We start from the raw sequence: 25,286 nt of genomic DNA, 5'->3' as shown, positions 1-25,286 counted from the left end.
GGCTGTTTATGCTCTTCACGGCCCCGCAAGCCGGCGCCGTCCGGTAACCAAGGAGAACCCTCATGATTCGACCCGCAACCCGCAACGTGGCCCTGGCCCTGATGACTGCTGCCGCCCTGACGGCCTGCGCCACCGGTGGCTCCTACGTGCAGAGTGACCAGTACGGCAACCCCGTCGAACAGCAGAACCGCACCGGCCGCAACGCCCTGATCGGCACTGCCGTCGGCGTCGCCGCCGGCCTGCTCAGCGGCAACAGCGCCACCGAGCGCCGCCAGCACGCCATGATCGGCGCCGGTATCGGTGCACTGAGCGGCGCGGCCGTCGGCCAGTACCAGGACCGCCAGGAACGCGCCCTGCGCGAACGTACCGCCAATACCGGTATCGACGTCTCCCGTGATGGTGACAACCTGACCCTGAACCTGCCGGACGGCATCACCTTCGATTTCGGCAAGTCCACCCTGAAGCCGCAGTTCTACAGCTCGCTCAATGGCGTGGCCAGCACGTTGGCCGAGTACAACCAGACGATGATCGAAGTGGTCGGCCATACCGACAGCATCGGCAGCGACGCGGTCAACAACCGCCTGTCCAAGGAACGTGCCGATTCGGTCGCCGCCTACCTGGCCGGCCAGGGCGTGCAGCGCGCCCGCATCGAAACCCTGGGTGCCGGCAAGGCCTACCCGATTGCCGACAACAACACCGATGCCGGCCGCGCGCAGAACCGCCGTGTCGAGATCCGTGTGATTCCGTTGCAACAATAACGCGACGCGTTTTGTTGCAACGTTCGCGCCGTAGGCGGGAACAGAATGCCGCCCTTGCAGGCGGCATTCTTGTGGGGACCGGCCGTGGGCCGGGACGCCCTGAACAATCCCGTCCACTCGCACACCCGCAACACCAAAACGACAACGCCGCCCGAGGGCGGCGTTGTCGTTCAAACGGCACTGCGCCGATCAAGCATCGTCAGAATCATCCCGCGGTCACCGTCTCCAGAATGCGCTTCCCGGTCGCCTGCAGTTCGGTTTCCACCTGGGTCTGCTGCTGCTTGGCCAGCTTGGCCGCCGGGCACTGCGCGAGCATGTAGTTGGCATCGAAGTTCATCTTCTCCACCAGGAAATCGACGAACGCGCGGACCTTCGGCGACACCAGTCGCCCGCCGGCGAACACCGCGTTGAAGTCCACTTCCGGCCCGGTCCAGCCGGCCAGTACGCGGCGCACCATGCCCGATTCGACGAACGGCTTGGCCATCACGTCACCGGTCAGCAGCAGGCCTTCGCCGCACACCAAGGCACCGTTCAAGGCGGACGGGTCGTTGGCCACCAGCAACGGGTTGACCGGGAAATCCAGCAGTTCGCCGCCGTTCTCGCCCAGCTGCCAGAAGAACCGGTTGTTGTTGAGATTGCGCGCCTTGCGCATCGCCAGGATGCGGTGGAACTGCAGCTCATCCGGATGCAGCGGCTCGCCGTAGCGTTCGATGTATGCCGGGCTGGCAAACACCTGCGTACGCAGACTGCCAAGCTTGCGCGCCACCAGGTTGGAGTCGGGCAGGGTGCCCACGCGCAGCGCCAGATCCGCCTCACCGGCGATCAGATCCAGCTTTTCATTGCCCAGGTGCATGTCCAGCTGGATTTCCGGGTACTGCGCATGGAACTGACCCAGCAGCGGCGCGATCCAAGTGATGCCGATCGAATAGGGCACGGTGAAGCGCAGCCAGCCGCGCGGCCCGGACTGCAGCTGGTTGACCGCGCCTTCGGCTTCCTCCAGCTCGCGTGCGATGCGCTGGCAATGCTCGTGATAGACCGAGCCGGCTTCGGTGAGGCCGAGGCGGCGGGTGGTCCGGTGCAGCAGCCGTGCGCCCAGGCGCGTTTCAAGTTCCTGCACTTTGCGGCTGACCGTGGTCTTGGGTAGCCCCAGTGCCGTGGCGGCGGCGATGAAACTGCCTTGCTCGACCACTTTGACGAAGATCAGCGTGTCGTTGAGATCGTGGGCCATGACGGGATCCAAAGTCGGGGGAGGGGAAGAGTGCCGCAAATGATTGTGCCGGGCACGGGATGATTATTCCCCTAAATCCGGACTAATCAAGGGGGAGTTTGAAGACTAATCTGGCGCCATTCCAGATATGAAGGACGTCAACCATGTGGTTGCGGAACATTCTTGGCCGCCTGCGTAGCGGCCCCAGCGCCCCGCTGGACCTCGCGATGACCGTTGAAGCTCGCCCGGGATCCCTCTCCCGCAAGGCTTTCCGCGAATTCACTCCGCCTGCCAACATGCAGCGTGGCGGCAGCATCCGCCTGGGCGGCCGCGGTGGCGATCGACTGGGCCGAATTGGGATTATCCCGGCGACGGGAGTGAAAGTCCCATGAATGGGACATTGGCCCCCGAGGTGCTGGTGCTCGGTGGCACCGGCAGCGTGGGCCAGGGCATCGTGGCGGCCTTGCTGGAGGCCGGCAGCCCCGTGCTGGTGGTCGGCCGCGATCCCGGCCGGCTGGCGGCGCTGCAGGAGCAGTTCGCCGACGAGCCGGGCCTGGAAGTCCTGCTCGGTTCGCTGGGCGATGATGGCTCGGCGCGCACCGTGGCCGACCGCATCGGCGGGCGCCCGCGCGCGCTGGCTGCGGTGGTGGATGCGATGGGCGGCCCGTACAACCGCGGGCGGGTGACCGACCGCAGCGGCGACGCGTTGCTGCAGGCGCTGCAGGCCGACGTGATGCCGCACGTGCACGCCGGCCGGCATCTGCTGCCGCTGCTGCGCGGCGGCGCGCAGGCGCGGCGCTACGTGCTGGTGGGCGGCCCGGCCGGCTTCAAGCCGTGGGCCGGGCATGGCGAGTCCTCCATCACCATGTCGGCCACGCGCATGTACGCGCAGGTGCTGCACCAGGAAGCCCAGGCCCTGGGCGTGCGTGCGCAGATGCTGGAAGTGTGCGATCCGGTGTGTACCCCGGCCAATGCGGCCAAGGCCTGCATCGAGTGGCCGAGCGCGCTGCTGGTCGGCCGCCGTGTTGTCTCGCTGCTCGACAACTGCACCGACAACCGCGCCATCGTCCGCTGCGATGCGCGCGATGCCGAACTGCCGCGCGGACTGCTGCACCTCGACCGCCCTCCACCGATGTCGCGCAACACGGCCGGCACGGCTTGACCTCTACCAAGGTTCAGGTCCCAGGCTACGCCCCCACGTCGCCCCACGTTTTCGATTCTGTATCACCACCCCTACGTACGGATGCATGTCATGACTTCCAACTCCTCCCCGCAACGTTTCACCCGACGGCTGGCCATGGCCGGCGTTTCGATCCTTGCCGCCGCGGTGCTGACCGCCTGCAGTGGCAGCCATGCTGAAGAAGCCGGCATGCCGCCGCCGCCGTCGGTCAGTGCCGCGCCGGTGCTGGTCAAGCAGGTCAGCCAGTGGGACGACTTCAGTGGCCGCGTCGAAGCGGTCGAAAGCGTTGAGCTGCGTCCGCGCGTCTCCGGCTACATCGACAAGGTCAACTATGTCGAAGGCCAGGAGGTCAAGAAGGGCGATGTGCTGTTCACCATCGACGCACGCAGCTACCGCGCCGAGCTGGACCGCGCCACCGCCGAGCTCAACCGCGCGCGCACCCAGGCCCAGGTGAGCCGCAGCGAAGCCGACCGTGCCCGTCGTCTGTCCGACCAGCAGGCAATCTCCACCGAGACCTGGGAACAGCGTCGTGCCGTTTCCGAGCAGGCGCTGGCGCAGGTGCAGGCCGCGCAGGCGGCGGTGGATGCGGCGCGCTTGAACATGGAGTTCACCCAGGTGCGCGCCCCCATCAACGGTCGCGCCGGGCGCGCGATGGTGACCGCCGGCAACCTGGTCACCGCCGGCGACAGTGCCAGCGTGCTGACCACGCTGGTCTCGCTGGACAAGGTCCACGTCTACTTCGATGCCGATGAAGGCACCTTCCTGCGTTACGCACAGATGGCCCGCAAGGGCGAACGCCCGAGCGAGCGCGACAGCGAACTGCCGGTGAAGGTGGGCCTGTCCGGTGAGAATGGTTTCCCGCATGAAGGCAAGGTCGACTTCCTGGACAACCAGGTGACCCGCAGCACCGGCACCATCCGGGTCCGCGCGCTGCTGGACAACGCCGACCGCGCGTTCACTCCGGGCCTGTTCGCCCGCGTGCAGCTGCTGGGCAGTGGCCAGTTCCAGGCCATGCTGATCGATGAAAAGGCCGTGCTGACCGATCAGGACCGCAAGTTCGTCTATGTGGTCGACAAGGACAACAAGGCACAGCGCCGCGATATCGAACTCGGCCGCAATGCCGACGGCCTGCGTATCGTCGAGCAGGGCCTGAAGGCCGGTGACCGCGTGATCATCGATGGCGTGCAGAAAGTCTTCATGCCCGGCATGCCGGTCCAGGCCAAGGCCGTTGCGATGCAGCCGGTTGCCGCACCGGTAGCCGCGCCGGCTGTTGCAAAGAATTGAAGGGCAGCCGACTGACCGTCGGTTCTACATAGCAGCCGACCAACGGTCGGCTCTACCGTGACTGCCATCGCCCCGTGCAGGGGAACCCGCCACCGCTGTCGCCTGCGACAGCGGCCGGGGTCGTGCACGCCGGCGCTGGTGAAACCCCAGGAATCCACCCATGGACTTTTCCCGTTTTTTCATTGACAGGCCGATCTTCGCGGCGGTGCTGTCGATCGTGATCTTCGCCGCTGGCCTGATCGCGATCCCGATGCTGCCGATCAGCGAGTACCCCGAAGTGGTACCGCCTTCGGTGGTGGTGCGTACGGTGTACCCGGGCGCCAACCCGAAGGTGATCGCTGAAACCGTGGCCACGCCACTGGAAGAAGCGATCAACGGCGTGGAGGACATGATGTACATCAAGTCCGTGGCCGGCTCCGACGGCGTGCTGCAGATGACCGTGACCTTCCGCCCGGGCACCGATCCGGACGAGGCCGCGGTCAAGGTGCAGAACCGCGTCGCCCAGGCGCAGGCGCGCCTGCCCGAAGACGTGCGCCGCCAGGGTGTTTCCACCCAGAAGCAGTCGCCGACCTTCCTGATGGTGGTGCACCTGACCTCGCCGGACGGCAAGTACGATTCGCTGTACCTGCGCAACTACGCCCGCCTGCACGTCAAGGATGCCCTGGCACGCCTGCAGGGCGTGGGCGATGCGCAGATGTTCGGCGGCGGCGACTACGCCATGCGTGCGTGGCTGGACCCGGACAAGATCGCCGCGCGCGGCCTGACCGCCAGCGATGTGGTGCGGGCGATGCGCGAGCAGAACGTGCAGGTCTCGGCCGGCCAGCTCGGCGCCGAGCCGATGCCCAGCAGCGACTTCCTGACCCTGATCAATGCGCAGGGCCGCCTGCGTACCGAACAGGAATTCCGCGATATCGTGCTCAAGGCCGGTGACGACGGTGAAGTGGTGCGCCTGTCCGATGTCGCCCGCCTGGAACTGGGCGCCGGTGACTACACGCTGCGCTCGCAGCTGGACGGCAAGAACGCGGTCGGTATCGGTATCTTCCAGGCCCCCGGCGCGAACGCGCTGGAGATCCGCGACTCGGTCATCCACACCATGGATGAACTGACCAAGCAGTTCCCGCCGGGCGTGAAGTACGAAGCGGTGTATGACACCACCATCTTCGTGCGCGATTCGGTCAAGGCCGTGGTCTCCACGCTGCTCGAGGCGATCGCGCTGGTGGTGCTGGTGGTGATCCTGTTCCTGCAGACCTGGCGTGCCTCGATCATTCCGCTGATCGCCGTGCCGGTGTCGATCGTGGGTACCTTCGCGGCGCTGTACGTACTCGGCTTCTCGATCAACACCCTGACCCTGTTCGGGCTGGTGCTGGCGATCGGCATCGTGGTCGATGACGCGATCGTGGTGGTGGAAAACGTCGAACGCAACATCGAAGAAGGCCTGACTCCGCTGGCCGCGGCCCACCAGGCAATGCGTGAAGTGTCCGGCCCGATCGTGGCGATCGCGCTGGTGCTGTGTGCCGTGTTCGTGCCGATGGCGTTCCTGTCCGGTGTGACCGGTGCGTTCTACAAGCAGTTCGCCGTCACCATCGCGATTTCGACCGTGATCTCGGCGATCAACTCGTTGACCTTGTCGCCGGCCCTGGCCGCACGCCTGCTCAAGCCGCACGGCGCGCCGAAGGATGGCCTCACCCGCCTGATCGACCGTCTGTTCGGCTGGATCTTCCGTCCGTTCAACCGCTTCTTCAAGACCAGTTCGGAGAAGTACCACGGTTCGGTTGGCCGCCTGCTGGGCCGTCGTGGCCTGGTGTTCGTGGTCTACGCCGGCCTGCTGCTGGCCACCGGCCTGATGTTCAAGGCGGTGCCGGCCGGCTTCATCCCGACCCAGGACAAGCTGTACCTGATTGCCGGCGTGAAGCTGCCGGAAGGCTCCTCGATCGCACGTACCGACGCCATGCTGGCCAAGGTCGCCGAGATCGCGCGCAATACCGATGGCGTGGCGCACACGATCCAGTTCCCGGGTCTGAACGCGCTGCAGTTCACCAACACGCCCAACACCGGCGTCGCGTTCGTTCCGCTCAAGCCGTTCAGTGAGCGCAAGGGCCGCACCGCCGCGCAGATCAATGCCGAGATCAACGCCAAGATCGCCGGGCTGCAGGAGGGCTTTGCGTTCTCCATGATGCCGCCGCCGATCCTCGGCCTGGGCAACGGCAACGGCTACCAGATGTTCATCCAGGACCGCGGCAATCTCGGCTATGGCGCACTGCAGACGGCGGTGAGCACGATGCAGGGTGCGGTCGCGCAGACGCCGGGCATGGCGTTCCCGATCACCAGCTACCAGGCCAACGTGCCGCAGCTGGATGCCGAAGTAGACCGCGTCAAGGCCAAGGCCCAGGGCGTGGAGCTGACCGAATTGTTCGACACGCTGCAGACCTACCTGGGCTCGGCGTACGTGAACGACTTCAACCAGTTCGGTCGTACCTGGCAGGTGATCGCCCAGGCCGACGGCCAGTTCCGTGACAGCGTGGAAGACATCGGTCGCCTGCGTACCCGCAACAACCGTGGCGAGATGGTGCCGATCGGCTCGATGGTCACCGTGAAGCAGACCTACGGCCCGGACCCGGTGCTGCGCTTCAACGGTTACCCGGCGGCCGATCTGGCCGGCGAAGCCGACCCGCGCATGCTGTCCTCGGCCGAGGCCATGACCAAGCTGACCGAAATCGCCGGCAAGGTACTCCCGGTCGGCATGCAGACCGAATGGACCGACCTGAGCTACCAGCAGGCCACCCAGGGCAAGGCCGCCTTCATCGTGTTCCCGGTGGCGATCCTGCTGGCCTTCCTGGTGCTGGCCGCGCTGTATGAAAGCTGGTCGTTGCCGCTGGCGGTGATCCTGATTGTCCCCATGACCCTGCTGTCGGCGTTGTTCGGCGTATGGATGACCGGTGGCGACAACAACGTGTTCGTGCAGGTCGGCCTGGTGGTGCTGATGGGCCTGGCCTGCAAGAACGCCATCCTGATCGTCGAGTTCGCCCGAGAACTGGAAATGGGTGGCAAGGGCATCGTGGAGGCTGCACTGGAAGCGTGCCGCCTGCGTCTGCGCCCGATCGTGATGACCTCCATCGCGTTCATCGCCGGCACCATCCCGCTGGTGATCTCGCATGGCGCCGGTGCGGAAGTCCGCTCGGTCACCGGTATCACGGTGTTCGCCGGCATGCTGGGCGTCACCCTGTTCGGCCTGTTCCTGACCCCGGTGTTCTACGTGGCCCTGCGCAAGTTCGTCAGCCGTAACGGCGGCGGGCAGCTGGTGACCCACGGCGAACCGACCATCCACCACTGATTCCTTCCCCCGCGAGGTTTTTCACATGAATACCGCTACCCAAAAGATCGCCCTGGTCACCGGTGCCACCCGCGGCATCGGCCTGGAAACCGTCCGTCAGCTGGCCCAGGCCGGCGTGCACACGCTGCTGGCCGGGCGCAAGCGCGACGTCGCCGTGGCCGAGGCGCTGAAGCTGCAGGCCGAGGGCCTGCCGGTCGAAGCGATCCAGCTCGACGTAGGCGATGCCGCCAGCATCGCCGCCGCCGTGCAGACCGTGACCGAGCGTCACGGCCGCCTGGACATCCTGGTCAACAACGCCGGCATCCTGCTCGACGACCCAAAGCTGGCGCCGTCGGCGCAGACCCTGCAGACCTGGCGCGATACCTTCGACACCAACGTGTTCGCCGTGATCGCCGTTACCCAGGCCTTCCTGCCGCTGCTCAACGCCTCGCCGGCTGGCCGCATCGTCAACGTCTCCAGCATCCTGGGCTCGCTGACCCTGCACAGCCAGCCGGGCTCGCCGATCTACGGCTTCGCGGTGCCCGCCTACAACGCCTCCAAGAGTGCGGTGAATGCGTGGACCGTACAGCTCGCCTACGAGCTGCGCGACAGCACCACCAAGGTCAATACCGTGCACCCCGGTTACGTCAAGACCGACATGAACGGCGGTGAGGGCGAGATCGAAATCAGCGAAGGCGCACGCTCCAGCGTCGGCATGGCGCTGATCGATGCCGATGGCCCCAACGGCAGCTTCACCTACCTCGGCGAGGTGCTGCCATGGTAATCCGCCTGTTGACCGTGGCCGTGACCAGCGCGCTGCTGGCCGGCTGCGTCAGCGTCGGCCCCAACTACCAGGCGCCACCGGCCGAGCCGGTGACCCTGCAGGGCGCCGCCGCGCCGGTGTTCACCACAACCTCGCCGGTGGCGAGCTGGTGGGCCCAGTTCGACGATCCGGTGCTGGAGCAGCTGGTGCATGAAGCACTGGGCACCAACCTGGACCTGCGCATCGCGATGTCCCGGGTGCGCGAGGCCCGCGCGGTGTTCGTCGAGCAGCGCCTGGACCAGTTGCCGCACGTCACCAGCGGCGGCAGCTATGACCGCCGCAAGCAGCCCGATGCCACGGTGGGTGGTGAGCGCGTCTTCAGCGAGACCTACCAGCTCGGCTTCGATGCCGGCTGGGAGCTGGATCTGTTCGGTCGCCAACGCCGTGCCGCCGAAGCGGCGCGCGCGGACCTGGGCGCCGAGCAGGACAACCTCGCCGACGCGCAGGTCACCGTCGCCGCCGAAGTAGCCCGTAACTACTTCGAGCTGCGCGGTACCCAGAAGCGCATCGCGGTGGCCAAGCGCACCCTGGTCAATCTGCGCGACACCCAGAAGCTCACCGAGACCCGCTGGGAACTGGGCGCCGGCAGCGAGCTGGACGTGCAGAGCAGCCGTGCGCGCCTGAAGGCGATCGAGGCCGACATCCCGCTGCTGGAAGTCGCCGAAGTGCAGTCGCGTCATCGCCTGGCCGTCCTGCTGGGGCAGCGTCCGGATGCACTGGACAGCCTGCTGCAGCCGCGCGAGATGCGGCCGTACGCCAAGGCGTTGCCGTTGGGTGACACCACCGATCTTCTGCGTCAGCGCGCCGATGTGCGCGTGGCCGAGCGTCGGCTGGCGGCGGCCACCGCGCGCGTTGGCGTGGCCACCGCCGACCTGTTCCCGCGGATCAGCCTGAGTGGGTTCGTCGGCTTCCTGTCCGGTGATGCCAGCGGGTTGGTCAACGGCAACAACAAGGCGTGGTCGGTGACCCCGTCGATCAGCTGGGCTGCCTTCGATTTCGGCACGGTCAAAGCCCGTCTGCGCGCCAGCAAGGCGCAGGCCGACGGTGCCGCCGCCGAGTATGAGAAGGCGGTGCTGCTGGCGCTGGAAGACACCGAGAACGCGCTGACGCGGTACGCCAAGCAGCAGGCCCGCCTGGCGATCGTCGCCGAGCAGGCCCAGGCGGCGGGGCGCGCGGAGGAACTGGCGCAGATCCGCTTCCGCGAGGGGTCGGAAGACTTCCTGACCCTGCTCGATGCACAACGCACCCAGCTGGCCGCGGACGATGCACTGGCCGAGGCCGAATCCACGGTCAACGTCAGTGTGGTGGGGGTTTACAAGGCCTTGGGTGGCTGGGGCCAGCAGCAGGATGCAGCCAACACCCCGGTGGCGGTGACGCAGCGCTGACCGGCCGCAGGTCGCAGGGGCGGCGAAGGCGCCGTCCCTGCAAGAATGGCAACAGCCGTCACATCCGCTGCGCAGGGCGTCGCGGTTGACGGCTTTGCCTCTGCACGGTGCCAATGCACGATGCTACAAGCGTGGGTTGTTCTCTGGAGTGGCCCGCATGCAACCCAATCAGTGGCGTCCTGTCCGTCCGCGTGTGCAGGAGCCGGGCATGGGATCCGGCGCGGGGCTTTCGCGCGGTGTCATCGCGCTGCTGGTCGCCGCGATCATCGTGGTCGCCATCGGATTCGCCCGTTTGACCGAGGGCCTGTTCGAGATCGGCCTGATCGCCACCGGTGTGTTCATCGCCATCGGCGCGCGGATCTGCCAGGCACGCGAGCAGCATCAGGCGCTGTACCAGCTGCTGCAGCAGATCGATGAGCGGCAGCCGTAATCGGCGGGTGAAAGCGCAGGGCCGCAGTGCGGCCATGCGCAAGCCGATGGACGGTGCTATGGCCGCCCATCGCGCGTCTGCTTACCGGCCCGTCGGCGGCGACGCGGGGAACCGCAGCTCGGCCTGGACCGGGTAGTGGTCCGAAGGCAGCACGCCACCGGGTTTCTGGTCCAGCGTGCTGAAACGGTCCACGCTGAAACCGCGTACCAGGATCCAGTCCAGTTCCACCGTCGGTTTGCCGGTGAAATCGTGGAAGGTCAGGCGCGGGCCTTCGACCTTGCCGGCGAGTTCGCGGGCATCGCCCAATGCGGCAGTGAAGGCCTTGTAGGTGTCGCTGCCGGGCTCACTGTTGAAATCGCCGGTGACCACGACCGGGATGTCCTTGGGCAGCGTTGCCAGCCGCGAGACGATCAGCTTCGCACCGAGCACGCGGCGCGGCTCATCTTCATCGCGATAGGGCAGGTGGGTGTTGAACAGATAGAAGCGTTGGCCATCGGCCTGACGCTGGAACAGCGCCCAGGTCACCATGCGCGGGAACAGGTTGCCCCAGGTGATGCTGCCCGGCACATCCGGTGTATCGGAGAGCCAGAAGTCGCCTGATTCGAGCACCTTCAGGCGCGCGCTGTCGTACAGCACGCCCATGTGTTCGTCGGCGTTGCCGCCGCGGCGGTCCCTGCCGAACAGGGTGTAGTCCGGCAGGTGCGCGACCAGGTACTCGCCCTGTTTCCGCACCAGCTCCTGGGTGCCGATCACCTCGGGTTTCTGTTCGCGGATCAGCGTGACCATCGCATCGCGGCGGTCTTCCCAGCGCTTGCCGGGGTCGGTATCGGCCGGCGTGCGCACGTTGAACGACATGACTTTCAACGCGTCCGGTGCCTGCGCCCAGGCGCTGCCCAGCGGGGCGGCAAACATCATCAGGGCCAGCAGCGCGGGCCGGTGGAAACGAAACAGCATGTGGAATCTCTCCATTCCATGAAAACGTTCCCAAAGGGTCGCATGGAAGGGCGGGGAAAGGATATGCGCGACATGGCGGTTGGGCGGGGCGCCGGTCGCATCAATTCGACAGCAGGATCACCCCGATCGTGATGTTGATGAGCGAGCCCAGCACCAGCACCCATACCGTGGAGAGGATCGTGTTCAACCATGAGCGTTGAAGCGCGACCTTCAGCCACCCGGCCTGGACCACCGCATACCACAGCGCGGCGATCACCCCCACCGCAGTGCCGAGCACGGTCGACAGCTCGCCGGGCAGCCGTACGAACACCATGCTGGTGGACAATGTCACCGCGAACGGAGCGGTCAGGTAGCACTGCATGAAAAACGGTCGGCGCAGCGACTCCCGGGTCATCGGCACATGCTTGCGCCGCAGCAGGTGCGTGGTGGTCACCAGCGGCCAGATGGCGAAGGTGATCGAGCGGTACAGCAGCAGGCTTTCCTCATTGCCGAAAATCGAACGCGACAGCGCACCGGTGCCGACCACCTGCTGGTGCAGCATCAGCTCCACCCCGTAAGCGACCAGCACCGACAGCATCAGGAACATCGGCGGGCTGATCGCATCGTCGAACTGGCGCTCCAGCTTTTCCTTCAGCTCGGTATCCACGTACTGGGCCATCCGCCGCGGATGCACCACCACGCGGTACAGCGTGCGCGGGAAGAACAGAAACCAGGTGCACAGCTCGTAGAGAAACTCTTCCAGCGACCGCAGCAGTTTGAGGAAGTCCATCCCGGGCCCCTTGCGTGGACGAAACCGACACCCCCGAGGATACCCGGGGCTGGCCTCAGCGGATGGCGACGGTCAAGCTGTGCGGTGCCTTCTCACCCCGGCTCGCCTGCGCACGCATCTGGTAGACCTGCACCACATAGGTGCCGGTGGACGGCAGGGTGCCGCTCCAGCGCCGGGTCTCGTCGTTGCTGCCCAGGGCCTCGCCCTGACCGGGCGTTACGCCGGGCGCGAATACATTGAAATTGGCATTGGGGCTGCCGTCGATCGTGACCGCCATGGTCTGGCCGGCGCGCGCGGCGATCGTGTAGCGGACGGTGTCATAACCGGACAACGTCCCACGCAGGGTGGCGCTGCTGGCGCCCTTGGTGAAGTGCACGGGGGTGGTGGTGACCTTGTCCGCCGCGGTGGCCAGCATCGGCGTCAGGGCGAGCAGGGCGGTCAACAGCAGCGAGCGGAGCGGCGTCATGGCACATCCTCGTTGGGGCCCGGCAAGGGCCTTTCGTCGCGAGCATGAGCGCGCGCCCATCAAGGAACTGTCGATGCGCTGCAGATCACCGCTACCGGGCAGTGAACGCACCGTGCTCTCTCGGTGTCGTTTTCCAATACGTTCTGAATTGTTTACGCAGGTGCCCGGCGCGTGCAGGGCGCGCCGCCCGCCACGCACACATGGGTAACGCGGGCAGGCCTAGCGTGGTTTCACCGGCACCACTTCGATGCCGAACACCGGAGATACGGCAATGGCCAACACCCCGAACCCGCAGCAGGGTCAGAACGATCCGCAGCGCAACACCCCGCAGCAGGGCCAGCAGGATCAGCAGGATCAGCGCGACCGTGACGCTCAGAAGCAGCAGCAACAGCAGGATCAGCAGGGCCAGCGCTCGGGCCAGCAGAGCGACCAGGAAGAATAAGGCCAGGCATGACGCACCGAGGGCCCGGCCGATCTGGCCGGGCCTTTGTGCGTCATGGGCAATCACAACGCTTCAGCCATCGCCAGTCGCCGTCGGGCACCGCAGCGGCTTACCGGCTACCATGCCCGCATGAGCATTCCTCTTCCCGACAGCAGCGTGCCACGCCTGCTGGGTTTCGACGTCCCGACCCTGCAGACCATCGTCGACCATGGTGCGGACGAGGCGATCGTGGCGATGCTGGATGTCGCCCCCGATGCCCACTGGTTGAGGCTGTTCGACGAACGCGTCGCCGCGCTCAAGGGCGAGCTCGGCCTGGCCGGGGTCGAACTGGACGGCACCTCGATCCTGTTCTTCGGCTCCATCGCCGACAGCCGCCGCCTGGCGACGGCCGTGTCGGCCCTGATCAATGCGATCAACATGGAAGTGGCCGGGCGCAACGCGCCTTTCCAGCCGACCGCACCGTAACCCAGCCGGCACGGCGCTCAGGAATCGATCCGGGAGGCACGCAGCCGGAGGACCTCGCTCCGTCCCGGCTCGGCAACGCCATGGGGCGACGGGCAGCTGCCGCGTATTTCGGTGACCCACATCACCATCATGCCGACGATGCGGGTGGCATCGCCCGGCCACTGCGCTACCAGCCGGTCGTGGATACCGTCGTACACCGCCCATCGCTCGGCCGCCGACCGGCCGCGCGTCCAGCACTGCTCCAACTCGGCGTGTGCCTGCCGAAATGCCTCTTTCTGTCCGTCCATAGTGATCCCCGACACCGTGCATACCGGGCAGGCGTACCTGCGCGGGTGAGCCCCCCTGCCATGTGACCAACGCCAGTCGCCACGCAGACCGGCCACGCCCGCGGTTGCGCACGGCAGTGCCTGCCGCAGGCTGAACCCGTCGGGAGGGGGGAGCCATAACCAAACAGGACGTCCTGTATAGTTACTGCCCGCCCGAAACGTTCGTTCCCCATGACCCCCACCAAGACCCAGCGCTGGAGCCTGTTGCTCACCGTGGCCGCCGGCCTGCTGCTGATCACGCTCGACAACTCGGTGCTGTACACCGCCTTGCCCACCCTGACCGCCGAACTCGGCGCCACGTCGCTGCAGGGGCTGTGGATCATCAACGCCTATCCGCTGGTCATGGCCGGCCTGCTGCTCGGCGCAGGCACCCTCGGCGACCGGCTGGGGCACCGCCGTATGTTCCTGATCGGCCTGGTGATCTTCGGCATCGCCTCGCTGCTGGCTGCGTTCGCGCCGGACGCCAACCTGCTCATCGGCGCCCGCGCGCTGCTCGCGGTGGGTGCCGCGGCGATGATGCCGGCCACCCTGGCGCTGATCAGCCTGACCTTCGCGGATGAGCGCGAGCGCAATCTGGCGATCGCGGTCTGGGGCTGCATTTCCATCATTGGCAGCGCGATCGGCCCGATCGTCGGCGGCGTGCTGCTGGCTCATTTCTGGTGGGGTTCGGTGTTCCTGATCAACGTGCCGATCGTGCTGCTGGCGATGGTTGGCGCCGTGCTGTTCGCGCCGCACGGCACGCCCGATGCGAGCAAGCCGTGGGACCTGATTTCCTCGCTGTTGAGCCTGGTCGCGTTGTCCGGCCTGGTGGTGGCGATCAAGGAAATCGCGCATGCGCCGCCGAACGGGCCGCTGGCCGCGGGCGCGGCGCTGGTCTTCGTCGTGGGTCTGGTGCTGTTCCTGCGTCGCCAGCGTCGCCTGCCGTATCCCATGCTTGATGTGGCGATCTTCCGCAATGCGCCGTTCCTGGCCGGTGTGCTCTCGGCGGCCTTCGCGATGTTCGCCATCGCCGGCCTGCAGCTGCTGACCACCCAGCGCTTCCAGCTGGTCGGCGATTACACGCCGCTGCAGGCCGGTCTGCTGGTGTCGGTGGTCGCGCTCGGCTGCCTGCCCAGCGCGATCCTCGGCGGCGCGTTCCTGCACCGCGTCGGGCTGTTACCGCTGATCAGCGGTGGGCTCGGCGTGGGTACCGCCGGCGTGCTGCTGGTGGCGGTGACCTTTGGTAGCGACCTGGGCTGGACCATTACCGGGTTGCTGCTCACCGGGCTCGGCATGGGCGCGACCATTTCGGTCGCTTCCACGGCCATCATCGGCAACGTGCCGCCGCACCGCGCCGGCATGGCGTCCTCGGTGGAGGAGGTGTCCTACGAGTTCGGCAGCCTGTTCGCGGTCTCGCTGCTGGGCAGCCTGATTGCCGCGCTGTACTCGGCAACCGTGTCGCTTCCGGACGGCGTGGACGCCGCTGCGGGTGAGAGCATCCAGCAGGCGTTCGCTCTGGCCGCGCAGCCCGGTTCCGATGCACGGTGGCTCGGTGCTGCCGCCAGCGCCTACGACGCCAGCTATGTTTGGGTACTGTATGTGATCGTTGCCGTGCTCTTGGTCGGCACCGTCGTCACCGGCATTCTGCTGCGCCGTCACGGCCCCGGCAGCGCCACCACTGTCTCCCACGCCCACTGACTCCATGCGCCCGAGCAACCGAACCAACATCCTTGATGCCGCCGTCCGCGTGATCGAACGCGACGGCATCACCGCGCTCACCTTCGAGGCGGTCGCCACCGAATCCGGCATCGCCAGGGGAGGGCTGCTGTACCACTTCCCCTCGCGCGACGCGCTGCTCCAGGGCATCCATCAGCACCTGGCCGGCGTGTGGGAGGCGAGCTTGATCGAGGTGGCCGGCAAGCCGGCCGAGGCCGCCGATGCTACCGAGCGCTACCAGGCCTACGCACTGACCTGTGCGCAGACCGCTACGCGCGCCGAACTCCAGCTGATGTTCGACGCGGCGGCGACGGACGAGAACGTGCAGCCCTGGGCGACCGTGGCCGAGCGCTGGTCGCCGCCGACCCCGCAGGACCTGAGCGACCCGGCCGCGCTGGACCTGTTCATCGCCAAGCTCGCCGCCGACGGCATGTGGGTGTTCGAAGCGCTGTCGCGCTCGCGCCTGCCGCCGGAGGTGGGGCAGGCCATCGCCGACCGGCTGGCGCAGATGATTGCCGCCGCTTCAAACACAGCGTGATTTCCTTCATGCGGGTAACCTTGGCGGTTCACTTCTTGAATGACGGGGCCGCCTGATGGATTACCAGCTTGTGATCAAGTTCTGGCGCAAGTCGCTGGACGATGAGGCATTCCTGGCGACGCTGGAGGCCGAGCTGACCGCCGCGCTCGGCAAGGCCGCGACGCTGGACGGCTATGACGTCAGCGCGAAAGAGATCAACCTTTTCATGTTCACTGCGGATCCGCGGCCGACGTTCCGGAAGACCAAGGATGTGCTGGAGGCGATGGGCGTGCTGCGCAGTGTTTCGGCAGCATACCGGCTGGTGGGTGGCGCGCAGTTCACGTCGGTCTGGCCACTGCGGATGGCGCGGAAATTTACCTTGCCGTGAGGCACGCGTATCGATCCGGGCGATTCAGCCACGCCAGTCGAAACGATTCCGGCGGTGCGGCGGTTATGCTCGCTGCCTGCCCTTGATGGATCGCGCCATGCGCCTGTTCGTGCTGTCCCTGTTGCTGCTTACCGGGTCCGTTGCACCCTCGCTGGCCGCCGATCCGGCCCAGTCCGCACCCAGCTCGCCGCTGGTCATCGGTGAAACGTTCACCGTGCACTCCACGGCGCTGGGTGAGACCCGACGCATCAACGTGCACCGCCCGCAGCCCTGGGGATTGGACCCGAAGGCGCCGCTCCCGGTCATCTACATGCCCGACGGCGGTATCGCCGAGGATTTCCTGCACGTGGCGGGGCTGGTGCAGGTGCTGTCCGGCAACGGTAGCATCCGGCCGTTCCTGCTGGTCGGCATCGAGAACACCGAGCGTCGCCGTGACATGACCGGTCCCAGTAGTGATCCCGAAGACCGGAAGATCGCCCCGCGCATCGGCGGCTCAGCTGCGTACCGGGCATTCCTGCGCGATGAGCTGATGCCGGAAGTGCGCCAACGCTATGCGACCACCGACGAGCGTGCGCTGATCGGGGAGTCGCTGGCCGGTCTGTTCGTGGTCGAAACGCTGCTGCAGGAACCCACGCTGTTCAACAGCTACATCGCGCTCGACCCCAGCCTGTGGTGGAACCGGGGGCAGTTGCTGGCCGATGCACCGAAGCAACTGGCGGCTGTCCGCCAAGCGCAGCCGCGGGTGTTCCTGGCCAGCAGTGGGCAGCCGCAACTGGCGGCCAGCACGCTGCAGTTCTCGGCACTGTTGCAGCAGGCCTCGCCCTCGCTGCTGGTGAAATACCAGCCGATGCCGGACGAGACCCACGCCACGATCTATCACCCGGCGGCCCTGCAGGCGTTGCGTACGATGTTTCCGGCGCCAGTGCCTGCCTCGCCCTGAGCATTGGCGGGGCGGCAGACAACAAAAAAGCCGGAACCCCTTGTCTAACGGGAGGTTCCGGCTTTCTGTGGTCCTTGTGGGACCGTCTAATGGTGGAGGTGGGCGGAATTGAACCGCCGTCCGAAGGCACTCCATCCCCGGTACTACATGCTTAGCTCACCGTTGAATCTCATCCTGTGGCAGCACGGTGTGCAAAGCGCACCCCAGGACCAGCCTGCTTTAGTTAAGTCGTGACTGACAGGCAGCCATCACAACCGGTTCCGTGATAATGACCCTACATCTACGAGCACGGGCACAAGTAGGTTCGGGGGTTCGCCTAAGGCGGCTGTAGAACTAAACGCTAAAGCTGTTTTTAGGCAGCGATTGCGAAGTCGTTCGAACCGTAGTTGTCGTCGTTGGCAACTAAAAGTTTGCTGCTGGATTAACGAGGAAAGCTGCCCCCTCGGCATGCACCAAGTAACTTCACAACCCCCGTCGAAACCAATGCACCCCCGGTTTCTTCAAGAACCGCACTTCATCCGGAAAACAGCGCCGGACGTCTACTTGACGGAATGGATGCTACTCCAATCCGGCTGAACAGTCACCTTGCCGGTCTGCCGCTTACTTCTGCAGCTGGCGGCGGCTGTCGGCCTTGTGGCGGGCCTTTTCCTTCTTCAGGCGGTTGTGCTCGTTGCGCACGGCCATCGCCTGCTTCTTGGCCTGCGGCTCGACCCGGGCCATCAGCGATTCCACTTGGGCGACCAGCCGGCGGTGCTCCAGGGTGTCGTAGCTCTGCGTTTCCGAGGCAACGCGCTTGGCGTTGCGGATCAGGTAGGTCAGCACCTTGAGCAGCGCGGCCGGGTCCATCGCGCGGGCGAGTTCGTCAAAGATGAACTCCAGCGCGGCCACGTCGGCGCGCAGGGTGGTCAGTTCGTCCGCCGCCAGTGCGGGTGCCGGGGTAGTTTCAAGTGTCACGCGCGGATCCTTTCCGTATCAATGCGGGGATTCTGACAGCTGCGCGGGCCTGGCGGGGAAAGATCACTGTCCTGCCGGGGCCGCGGGGTCAGGCCGGCCTTGGCGATACGTGGCGCTGGCAGCGCCCGGGCAGGGCGTTACAGCGGCTTGCGCAGGTAAAGGCGATGGTGCCCGGGCGGGAAGTCCTGCAGCCGGCCGAACACCTCATAGCCCTGCTTGAGGTAGAAGCCCTCGGCCTGCCAGGAGAAGGTATCCAGCGTCACCGCGTGTGCGCCGAGCGTGCGGGCCTGCTGCTCCGCATCGGCCAGCAGCGTCTGTCCCAACCCCTGGCCACGCTGGCTGGCGTCCACCCACAACGCATGCACCATCAGCCAGCCACCGCAGACGTCGGCGGCGATCCCGGCCACCACCCGGCCGGTGGCATCGTGGATCACCCGGTTGACCGGCTGGTCGTCCAGGGCATCGCCACTGGCGGCCTGGTTGAAGGCCAGCAGGCCGGCGAACACCACGCGGGTGTCTTCGGCGCTGGCTGGTGTGATCGCAGGCGCCGGCGACACCGGGGCCATCACGCGTCGCGGTTGTGTCGGCGCATGGTGCGCGACTTCTCGCGCGCCCAGTCGCGGTCCTTCTCGGCATCGCGCTTGTCGTGGGTCTGTTTGCCCTTGGCCAGCGCGATCTCGAGCTTGATCTTGTTCTTGCTCCAGTACATCGCGGTGGGCACGATCGTGTAGCCGTCGCGCTGCACCTTGCCGATCAGCTTGTCGATCTCGTTGCGATGCAGGAGCAGCTTGCGGTCCCGGCGGTCGTTGGCCACCACGTGGGTGGAGGCCTGGATCAACGGGGTGATCTGCGCGCCGATCAGATAGATCTCGCCATCACGCACGTAGGCGTAAGCATCGATGATGTTGCCACGCCCGGCGCGGATCGACTTGACCTCCCAGCCCTGCAGGGCCAGGCCGGCTTCGAAGCGATCTTCGATGTGGTACTCGTGCCGGGCACGCTTGTTGAGTGCGATGGTTTTGTTGGCCGTCGCGCCCTTTGCTTTATCCTTGCCGCTGTTCTTGCTCATTTCCCTATTGTCTCCGATTCGGGCACGCCCGGTCGATTCATCAGACATCTGTATCGCATGCCAACTATCCGCCGTAGTGCCCTGGTCGAACATTCGGCTGCCCGCATGTTCGACCTGGTCAATGATATTGACGCCTATCCGCGCCGCTTCCGCTGGTGCTCGGCCTCGCAGATCCTGGAGTCCGGCCCGGACCGCCTGGTCGCGCGCCTGGATCTGGGCTTCGGTTCGTTCTCCACCTGGTTCATGACCGAGAACACGCTGCAACGCCCGCACAGCATCGATATGCAGCTCAAGGACGGGCCGTTCAAGCGCCTGCACGGTCGCTGGGAATTCCACGCGCTGGCCGAAGATGCCTGCAAGGTCACGCTGACGCTGGAGTTCGAGCCGACCTCACGTCTGCTCGGTCCGGCTCTCGCGCTGGGCTTCCAGGGCCTGGCCGACCGGATGGTCAATGATTTCGTCCGCGTCGCCGACGCCCAGGACTGAGCCGTGATCACGGTCGAGGTGGTGCTGGCCTGGCCCGATCGGGCCGCGTCGAAACTGCTGACCCTCGCCGAGGGCACCACCGTCGCCGAGGCCATCGCGCTGGCCGGCATCGAGGCCAGCGACCAGTGCCCGGCCGTGGCCGTGCATGGCCTGCTGGCCAAGCCGGATCAGGTGCTGCGCGAGGGCGACCGGGTCGAACTGCTGCGTCCGCTGCTGGCCGACCCGAAAGACAACCGCCGCCGACGCGCCCGCGCCGGCAGCTGAGTGAAGAACGCGGGTCTCAGCGGCCGCGCTTCTTCTTCTCCTTGGGCAGGTTGCGGCCGAACTGGCGCAGCGTGCTGCGGGCCAGCTGGGCGTCGTCGCTGGCGAAGTACTCGCCGTCCCAGCGGGTGACCGCGTCGTTTTCGAAGTAGACGGTGAAGTTCTTCACTTCGGTCTTGCCGACCCGGTTCACGCGCTGGCTGGCGGTGTAATCCCAGCGCTGGGCATGGAACGGGTCCGGGATGGAAGGCGTGCCAAGCAGGGCGTTGACCTGCTGCTTGCTCTGGCCCACCTGCAGCTGACCGACGGCCTGCTCCCGGATCAGGTTGCCCTGATAGATGGGTTGCTTGTAAATGATGCCGCAGCCCGTGGTGGACAGGGCAACGGCGGCGACCAGCAGGAGATTGCGCATCGGGGAATGGCGTTTGGGGAAATCGAGTCGATGATACACTCCCGACGTGTCGCCGCGACCCAATCCGAGGCAGCTGGCGCTAAATCGCCAATGAACGGAGAACTATGGAAACCCACGACCTGCGCAAAGTCGGCCTCAAGGTGACCCATCCGCGTATGCGGATCCTGTCGCTGCTCGAGCAGCGCAATGCCAGCCACCACATGACCGCCGAAGACATCTACCGCCAGCTCCTGGAGCACGGTGATGAGATCGGGCTGGCCACGGTCTACCGGGTTCTGACCCAGTTCGAGGCGGCCGGCCTGGTGCTCAAGCACAACTTCGAAGGTGGCCAGGCCGTCTACGAGCTGGACCGCGGGGGTCACCATGACCACATGGTCGATGTGGACAGCGGCAAGATCATCGAGTTCGAAAGCCACGAGATCGAGGAGCTGCAGCGCAAGATCGCAGCCGACCACGGCTACGAACTGGAAGAGCACTCGCTGGTCCTGTACGTGCGCAAGAAGCGCCGGTGATGGCACCGGGCCGGTCGTGACGACCGGCCTGGGCAGGGCACGCTGCAGATCAAACCCCCGCGCCCCGGCCCGGGGGTTTTTCGTTGTCAGGGTGTCGTGACCGGCACTTGGCCGGGCAGCAGTGCCTGCAGGTCCACCGCGTCGGCCATCGCCCGGTTGCCCGCATCGCCCGGGTGCAGGTGGTCGCCGGAATCGAACGCTGGCGCCATCCGCGCCGGATCGGCCGGGTCACGCAGGGCGGCGTCGAAGTCGATCACCGCATCGAACGGGCTGTCCTGCCGCAGCCAGGCATTGAGCTGGCGGCGCAGCGCATCTTTGTCGGGCTGGTAGTAGTCGTCCAGGGGCGTGCCGGGCAGGGCGCCCGCGAACGGCGGCAGGGTCGCACCGACGATGCGCACGCCCCGGGCATGGGCGCGATCCACCAGGGCGCGATAGCCGGCCTGCAGTTCGGCCAGGGTCGGCGCAGGTTCGGAGCGGGCGAAGGCGGTGCCGGGCCAGGCGATGTCGTTGGTGCCCAGCAGCACGATCACGCTGGCCACGCCGGGTTGATCGAGCACATCGCGCTGGAAGCGGGAGAGCGCGGCCTCTCCCATGCCATCGCGGAGCAGGCGGCCACCGGAGATGCCGGCGTTGACCACGGCCACGCCCTGCGGCGCGAGGCGTGCGGCGAGGTGGTCGGTCCAGCGCTGGTCGCGGTCCAGGCTGGCGGTCGCGCCATCGGTGATCGAGTCACCGATCACCACCACGCTGCGGGCGCCTGCGGCGGCCTGCACATCGATACCCGAGACGAACAGGCGGGCGGTGGTGGTCGAGGAGGTGGCCAGCGTCGGGGCGAGCGTCTGGTCACCGGTGGCGAATGCAGCGGTCTGCCGGCCTTCCCAGTGGAAGCTGCGCAGGGGCGTGCGCTCGGCCAGATAGACGCTCACCTGCACGGCCTGGAGATCGGTGGTCGCCAGCGCCAGCGGGTCGCTCAGGCGCTCGGTACCGGGGGCGATCACGGTCTCCGCGCTTCCCTCGAAGGACAGCGCCAGGGGCGGCAGGCCGGCCCCCGCGGCAACGCTGGCCGCGCTGATCCGCAGCGGTTGCTCGCCATAGGTATTGCTCAGGCGCACCCGCAGCTGGGGGCCGCCGAGGCTCAGGCGCGCGGTCTGGCGGAAGGTCTGCGCCTCCAGGTGCGTTGGGATCAGCGTGGGGAAGAGGAAATCTGCGCTCCAGACCGGCTGCGGGCTGGCCTGCCAGCTGGCCACCCAGGTGGGCGCAGGGGCGGCAACCGTGGTGCCGGCGGTGGCCAGCAGAGCGGTGGCGGTAAGGCGGGCGAAGGTATTCATCGGGCGATCCGTGGGAGAGGAAGCGCCATGGTGATCTTCGGGGTACCTGTGAACTAGACTGCCTGAGGACAATCATCTGTGAACTGGATTCATCCCATGGCAGGCACCGACATCAACCGTTCCGGCGAACTGGAAGTGTTCGTCCGGGTCATCGAAACCGGCGGGTTTTCAGCGGCTGCGCGTTCGTTGGACCTGAGCCCCTCGGCGGTCAGCAAGCTGGTTTCGCGGCTCGAACAGCGGCTCGGCACGCGCCTGCTGCAGCGCTCCACCCGCCAGCTGCAGCTGACCCAGGAGGGCTGCGCGTTCTATGAGCGCGGGCTGCGGGTGCTGGCCGATCTGGATGAAGCCGAGCGCTGTGCCAGCGCCCATGCCGAACCGCGTGGGCGCCTGCGGGTGAATGCCAATGTGCCGTTTGGCCAGCATTTCCTGCTGCCGCTGCTGCCGGACTTTCTCGCGCTGCACCCGCAGGTCGGCGTGGACCTGGTGCTGACCGACGAGGTGATCGACCTGCTTGAGCAGCGCACCGATGTGGCGGTGCGCGCCGGCCCGCTGAAAAGCTCCAGCCTGGTTGCGCGGCGACTGGGCGCGACCCGGATGATGATCGTCGCCGCCCCCAGCTACGCGGCCCGACACGGCCTGCCGCAGGACGCCGACACGCTGCTGGCCCACAACCGGCTCGACATCGGGCATCCGCGTACGCAGGCCGGCTGGCCGCTGGTCGTTGATGGCGAGCGGCAGGTCGTGCCCACCCAGGGCAACGCGCGCGCCAGCGACGGCGAGGCGCTGCGCAGGCTGGTGCTCGGTGGCGTGGGCATGGCGCGGCTGGCGGCGTTCCAGGTGCAGGCCGATGTGGCGGCCGGGCGCCTGCTGCCGGTGCTGGAATCGGCCAACCCTGGTGATCTGGAGGAGGTGCACGCGGTGTTCCAGGGGCAGGGCGGCTACCTGCCGCTGCGCGTGCGCGCGCTGCTGGATTTTCTGGTCGCGCGGGTCGATCTGGCCCAGCCGTTGGGGTGAGGGGTGTGGGGTGGATGCCGCGGGCGGAACCGGGTCCGCGGGGAGCCGGCCAGCGGCCGGCACTACCGGGTCGTGGCCGGCAGGTACCGACCGTGGGTCGGTACGTTGGAGCGGCAGGTACCGACCGTTGGTCGATACGTTGGAACGGGTAGGTACCGACCGTTGGTCGGTACCCGCCCTCAAACCTGCAACAGCTTGCGCGCCGCGGCGCGGGCTTCCTTGCTGACTTCCACGCCGCCCAGCATCCGCGCGAGCTCTTCTTCGCGGGCCTTGGTGTCCAGCTTCTCGACCGCACTCTGGGTCATGCCGTCCACCGGGGCCTTGCTGACCCGGTAGTGGGCGTGGCCCTTGGAGGCGACCTGGGGCAGATGGGTGACGCACAGCACCTGACGCTTCTCGCCCAAGGCGCGCAGCTTCTGCCCGACGATGTCGGCCACGGCGCCGCCGATGCCTGAGTCGACTTCGTCGAAGACCATGGTCGGCACGGCATCCAGGCCCAAGGCGGCGACTTCGATCGCCAGCGAGATGCGGGACAGTTCACCGCCCGAGGCCACCTTGCGCAGGGCGCGCGGCGGCTGGCCGGCGTTGGCGGCAACGAGAAACTCGACCCGCTCGGCGCCGTTCGGGTCCGGCTTGACCACGCTCTGCGGCTCGATATCGATCAGGAACTGACCGCCGCCCATGCCCAGCTCGCCGATCAGGGTGGTGGTGGTGTCCGACAGGGCCTTGGCAGCCTTCCGGCGGCTGGCGCTGAGCACCTCGGCCACGGTCGTCCACTGGCCGGCGGCACGGTCGATCTCGCCGGCCAGGGCCTGCAGGCGCTCGTCGGCACCGCGAAGCTGCTCGACTTCGGCTTCCATGGCGTCGCGGTGCTCGCCCAGCGCTTCCATCGGCACGCGGTGCTTGCGGGCGAGGTCGTGCAGGCGGCCCAGGCGTCGCTCGATGTCCTCGAACTGCTCTGGGTCGGCGTCCAGGTCGTCGTGGACGCGATCAAGCAGGGACAGCGCTTCGTCCAGTTGGATGGCGGCACTGTCGAGCAGTGCATCGACCTCGCCGAGCCGGCTGTCGTGCTCGGCCACGCGGGCAAGATCATGCCGGGTCTGCTGCAGCAGCTGCAGCACCGAGACCTCGTCGTCGCCGTTGAGGCGGCTGACGGCCACGTCGCAGGCGCCGATCAGCGCGCTGGCATGGGCCTGGCGGCGGTGGCTGCTGCCCAGGGTGGCGATCGAGGCCGGGTCCAGGTCTTCGCGCTTGAGCTCGCTGAGCTGGTGCTCCAGGTAACCGATCCGGTCGCTGACATCGCCCTGGCGCGACAGCGCCTCGGCTTCGTCCACCAGCGCCTGCCAGCGTGCCGCGGTCTGGCGGACCTGGGCGCGCTCGGCGTCGTTGCGGGCGAAGGCGTCCAGCAGCGAGAGCTGCGAGGGGCGCGAGAGCAGGGCCTGCTGTTCGTGCTGGCCGTGGATCTCCACCAGCATGCCGGCCAGCTCGGTCAGCTGGGTCAGCGTCACCGGGCGGCCGTTGATGAAGGCGCGCGAACCGCCATCGGCGCGGATCACCCGGCGCAGTTGGCACTGTTCTTCGTCGTCCAGCTCGTTGTCGCGCAGCCACTGGCGGGCCGGCGCATCGGCCGGCGGCGCGAATTCGGCCGAGAGCTCGGCGCGGGCGGCGCCGTGGCGGACCACGCCGCTGTCGGCGCGCAGCCCGGACAGGAAGCCCAGCGCGTCCACCATCAGCGACTTGCCCGCGCCGGTTTCACCCGAGACCACGGTCATGCCGGCGCCGAATTCCAGCTCGGTGGCGCGGACGACCGCGAAATCCTTGATCGATAGATGTCTAAGCATGGTCTACGTTGTACACGAGGGGCGTCTCCAAGCCGCGCAAGCTAGCATGGGCGGGGGGCGTCTCCAATGA

28 protein-coding genes and 1 other RNA gene are annotated in these 25,286 nt (G+C 67.0%); 17 read left to right on the top strand and 12 right to left on the bottom strand.

The annotated features are described in order from the left end of the window. Positions 1-62: 62 nt before the first annotated feature. Positions 63-758: an OmpA family protein gene (locus PV764_RS03030; RefSeq protein ID WP_019183227.1), complete on the top strand. Its 696-nt coding sequence runs from the start codon at positions 63-65 to the stop codon at positions 756-758. Between the two features lie 205 nt (positions 759-963). Here PV764_RS03030 and PV764_RS03025 read toward each other — a convergent pair whose 3' ends face one another. After that, a complete protein-coding gene (locus tag PV764_RS03025; protein WP_019183226.1) occupies positions 964-1,986 on the bottom strand; it encodes a LysR family transcriptional regulator in 1,023 nt (340 codons plus the stop codon). A 367-nt stretch (positions 1,987-2,353) separates the two neighbouring features. Between PV764_RS03025 and PV764_RS03020 the strand changes: the two genes are divergently transcribed. The 6 genes from PV764_RS03020 (at position 2,354) to PV764_RS02995 (ending at position 10,377) form a co-directional block, all read left to right on the top strand. Next, positions 2,354-3,127 carry an SDR family NAD(P)-dependent oxidoreductase gene (locus PV764_RS03020; RefSeq protein WP_421116164.1) on the top strand — a complete coding sequence of 258 codons (774 nt, stop codon included), beginning with the start codon at positions 2,354-2,356 and terminating at the stop codon, positions 3,125-3,127. 90 nt (positions 3,128-3,217) lie between these two features. Continuing rightward, positions 3,218-4,429 (top strand): efflux RND transporter periplasmic adaptor subunit, encoded by a 1,212-nt coding sequence (locus tag PV764_RS03015; protein ID WP_046272934.1) that lies wholly within the window; start codon positions 3,218-3,220, stop codon positions 4,427-4,429. Between the two features lie 160 nt (positions 4,430-4,589). Continuing rightward, positions 4,590-7,760 carry an efflux RND transporter permease subunit gene (locus PV764_RS03010; protein ID WP_019183223.1) on the top strand — a complete coding sequence of 1,057 codons (3,171 nt, stop codon included), beginning with the start codon at positions 4,590-4,592 and terminating at the stop codon, positions 7,758-7,760. A 25-nt stretch (positions 7,761-7,785) separates the two neighbouring features. Beyond that, a complete protein-coding gene (locus tag PV764_RS03005) occupies positions 7,786-8,523 on the top strand; it encodes an SDR family oxidoreductase (RefSeq protein WP_421116163.1) in 738 nt (245 codons plus the stop codon). After that, positions 8,517-9,947 (top strand): efflux transporter outer membrane subunit, encoded by a 1,431-nt coding sequence (locus PV764_RS03000; RefSeq protein ID WP_284129563.1) that lies wholly within the window; start codon positions 8,517-8,519, stop codon positions 9,945-9,947. The genes PV764_RS03005 and PV764_RS03000 overlap by 7 nt, the downstream gene beginning before the upstream one ends. Positions 9,948-10,155: 208 nt before the next feature. Further along, positions 10,156-10,377 (top strand): membrane protein, encoded by a 222-nt coding sequence (locus PV764_RS02995; protein ID WP_019183220.1) that lies wholly within the window; start codon positions 10,156-10,158, stop codon positions 10,375-10,377. Positions 10,378-10,458: 81 nt separating this feature from the next. Here PV764_RS02995 and PV764_RS02990 read toward each other — a convergent pair whose 3' ends face one another. The 3 genes from PV764_RS02990 to PV764_RS02980 form a co-directional block, all read right to left on the bottom strand. Beyond that, on the bottom strand, positions 10,459-11,331 hold the full coding sequence (locus tag PV764_RS02990) for an endonuclease/exonuclease/phosphatase family protein (RefSeq protein ID WP_421116162.1): 873 nt from the start codon (positions 11,329-11,331) through the stop codon (positions 10,459-10,461). Positions 11,332-11,431: 100 nt separating this feature from the next. Continuing rightward, positions 11,432-12,100: a hypothetical protein gene (locus PV764_RS02985; RefSeq protein ID WP_421116161.1), complete on the bottom strand. Its 669-nt coding sequence runs from the start codon at positions 12,098-12,100 to the stop codon at positions 11,432-11,434. A 55-nt stretch (positions 12,101-12,155) separates the two neighbouring features. Further along, a complete protein-coding gene (locus PV764_RS02980) occupies positions 12,156-12,566 on the bottom strand; it encodes a g-type lysozyme inhibitor (protein WP_421116160.1) in 411 nt (136 codons plus the stop codon). Between the two features lie 271 nt (positions 12,567-12,837). Between PV764_RS02980 and PV764_RS02975 the strand changes: the two genes are divergently transcribed. Together PV764_RS02975 and PV764_RS02970 are read left to right on the top strand one after the other, a co-directional pair. After that, positions 12,838-13,008 (top strand): hypothetical protein, encoded by a 171-nt coding sequence (locus tag PV764_RS02975; RefSeq protein ID WP_019183216.1) that lies wholly within the window; start codon positions 12,838-12,840, stop codon positions 13,006-13,008. Positions 13,009-13,137: 129 nt separating this feature from the next. Further along, complete coding sequence (locus PV764_RS02970; protein ID WP_421116159.1) at positions 13,138-13,473, top strand: hypothetical protein; 336 nt, start codon at positions 13,138-13,140, stop codon at positions 13,471-13,473. Positions 13,474-13,490: 17 nt separating this feature from the next. Here the strand turns inward: PV764_RS02970 and PV764_RS02965 are convergent, their stop codons facing one another. After that, positions 13,491-13,760 (bottom strand): hypothetical protein, encoded by a 270-nt coding sequence (locus PV764_RS02965; RefSeq protein WP_070470240.1) that lies wholly within the window; start codon positions 13,758-13,760, stop codon positions 13,491-13,493. Positions 13,761-13,970: 210 nt separating this feature from the next. On the opposite strand from PV764_RS02965, the gene PV764_RS02960 reads away from it, so the two are divergent. The 4 genes from PV764_RS02960 to PV764_RS02945 all read left to right on the top strand — a co-directional run bounded on the left by PV764_RS02960 (position 13,971) and on the right by PV764_RS02945 (position 17,339). Then, a complete protein-coding gene (locus PV764_RS02960) occupies positions 13,971-15,476 on the top strand; it encodes an MFS transporter (protein WP_421116158.1) in 1,506 nt (501 codons plus the stop codon). Between the two features lie 4 nt (positions 15,477-15,480). After that, positions 15,481-16,032, top strand: a complete 552-nt coding sequence (locus PV764_RS02955) for a TetR/AcrR family transcriptional regulator (RefSeq protein WP_019183212.1) — start codon at positions 15,481-15,483, stop codon at positions 16,030-16,032. Positions 16,033-16,087: 55 nt separating this feature from the next. Further along, on the top strand, positions 16,088-16,399 hold the full coding sequence (locus tag PV764_RS02950) for a hypothetical protein (protein ID WP_019183211.1): 312 nt from the start codon (positions 16,088-16,090) through the stop codon (positions 16,397-16,399). 97 nt (positions 16,400-16,496) lie between these two features. Continuing rightward, on the top strand, positions 16,497-17,339 hold the full coding sequence (locus tag PV764_RS02945) for an alpha/beta hydrolase-fold protein (protein WP_019183210.1): 843 nt from the start codon (positions 16,497-16,499) through the stop codon (positions 17,337-17,339). A gap of 90 nt (positions 17,340-17,429) precedes the next feature. Here the strand turns inward: PV764_RS02945 and ssrA are convergent. From ssrA to smpB, 4 genes are all read right to left on the bottom strand, one after another. Continuing rightward, positions 17,430-17,832, bottom strand: a transfer-messenger RNA (tmRNA) gene (gene ssrA, locus PV764_RS02940). A gap of 107 nt (positions 17,833-17,939) precedes the next feature. Continuing rightward, complete coding sequence (locus PV764_RS02935) at positions 17,940-18,293, bottom strand: hypothetical protein (RefSeq protein WP_019183168.1); 354 nt, start codon at positions 18,291-18,293, stop codon at positions 17,940-17,942. 137 nt (positions 18,294-18,430) lie between these two features. Continuing rightward, positions 18,431-18,859, bottom strand: coding sequence for a GNAT family N-acetyltransferase (locus PV764_RS02930; RefSeq protein ID WP_019183167.1), 429 nt, complete (start codon positions 18,857-18,859; stop codon positions 18,431-18,433). After that, complete coding sequence (smpB, locus tag PV764_RS02925; RefSeq protein ID WP_019183166.1) at positions 18,859-19,362, bottom strand: SsrA-binding protein SmpB; 504 nt, start codon at positions 19,360-19,362, stop codon at positions 18,859-18,861. Before smpB ends, PV764_RS02930 begins: the two co-directional genes overlap by 1 nt. A 57-nt stretch (positions 19,363-19,419) precedes the next feature. Between smpB and PV764_RS02920 the strand changes: the two genes are divergently transcribed. Together PV764_RS02920 and PV764_RS02915 are read left to right on the top strand one after the other, a co-directional pair. Beyond that, positions 19,420-19,848 (top strand): type II toxin-antitoxin system RatA family toxin, encoded by a 429-nt coding sequence (locus PV764_RS02920; RefSeq protein WP_026069778.1) that lies wholly within the window; start codon positions 19,420-19,422, stop codon positions 19,846-19,848. 3 nt (positions 19,849-19,851) lie between these two features. Next, complete coding sequence (locus PV764_RS02915) at positions 19,852-20,112, top strand: RnfH family protein (protein ID WP_019183164.1); 261 nt, start codon at positions 19,852-19,854, stop codon at positions 20,110-20,112. Positions 20,113-20,128: 16 nt separating this feature from the next. On the opposite strand, the gene PV764_RS02910 is transcribed toward PV764_RS02915, so the two are convergent. Then, positions 20,129-20,521, bottom strand: coding sequence for an outer membrane protein assembly factor BamE (locus tag PV764_RS02910; protein ID WP_421116157.1), 393 nt, complete (start codon positions 20,519-20,521; stop codon positions 20,129-20,131). Positions 20,522-20,625: 104 nt separating this feature from the next. Here PV764_RS02910 and fur point away from each other — a divergent pair, with 104 nt between their 5' ends. Continuing rightward, positions 20,626-21,033: a ferric iron uptake transcriptional regulator gene (fur, locus tag PV764_RS02905; protein WP_019183162.1), complete on the top strand. Its 408-nt coding sequence runs from the start codon at positions 20,626-20,628 to the stop codon at positions 21,031-21,033. Between the two features lie 86 nt (positions 21,034-21,119). Here the strand turns inward: fur and PV764_RS02900 are convergent, their stop codons facing one another. Continuing rightward, positions 21,120-22,361, bottom strand: coding sequence for an SGNH/GDSL hydrolase family protein (locus tag PV764_RS02900; RefSeq protein WP_421116156.1), 1,242 nt, complete (start codon positions 22,359-22,361; stop codon positions 21,120-21,122). 96 nt (positions 22,362-22,457) lie between these two features. Here PV764_RS02900 and PV764_RS02895 point away from each other — a divergent pair, with 96 nt between their 5' ends. Beyond that, positions 22,458-23,375 (top strand): LysR family transcriptional regulator, encoded by a 918-nt coding sequence (locus PV764_RS02895; protein WP_019183160.1) that lies wholly within the window; start codon positions 22,458-22,460, stop codon positions 23,373-23,375. Positions 23,376-23,554: 179 nt separating this feature from the next. Here the strand turns inward: PV764_RS02895 and recN are convergent, their stop codons facing one another. Beyond that, the gene (gene recN / locus PV764_RS02890) at positions 23,555-25,216 is read right to left on the bottom strand and encodes a DNA repair protein RecN (protein ID WP_046272949.1); all 1,662 of its coding nucleotides are present in this window, start codon (positions 25,214-25,216) and stop codon (positions 23,555-23,557) included. Positions 25,217-25,286 lie beyond the last annotated feature (70 nt).

Source organism: Stenotrophomonas sp. AS1, assembly GCF_048957655.1.
In the GTDB taxonomy this organism is placed as follows: Bacteria; Pseudomonadota; Gammaproteobacteria; order Xanthomonadales; family Xanthomonadaceae; genus Stenotrophomonas; species Stenotrophomonas bentonitica_A.
Note: the sequence above shows the minus strand (reverse complement) of the source record. Positions and strands in the feature narration are given on the sequence as shown.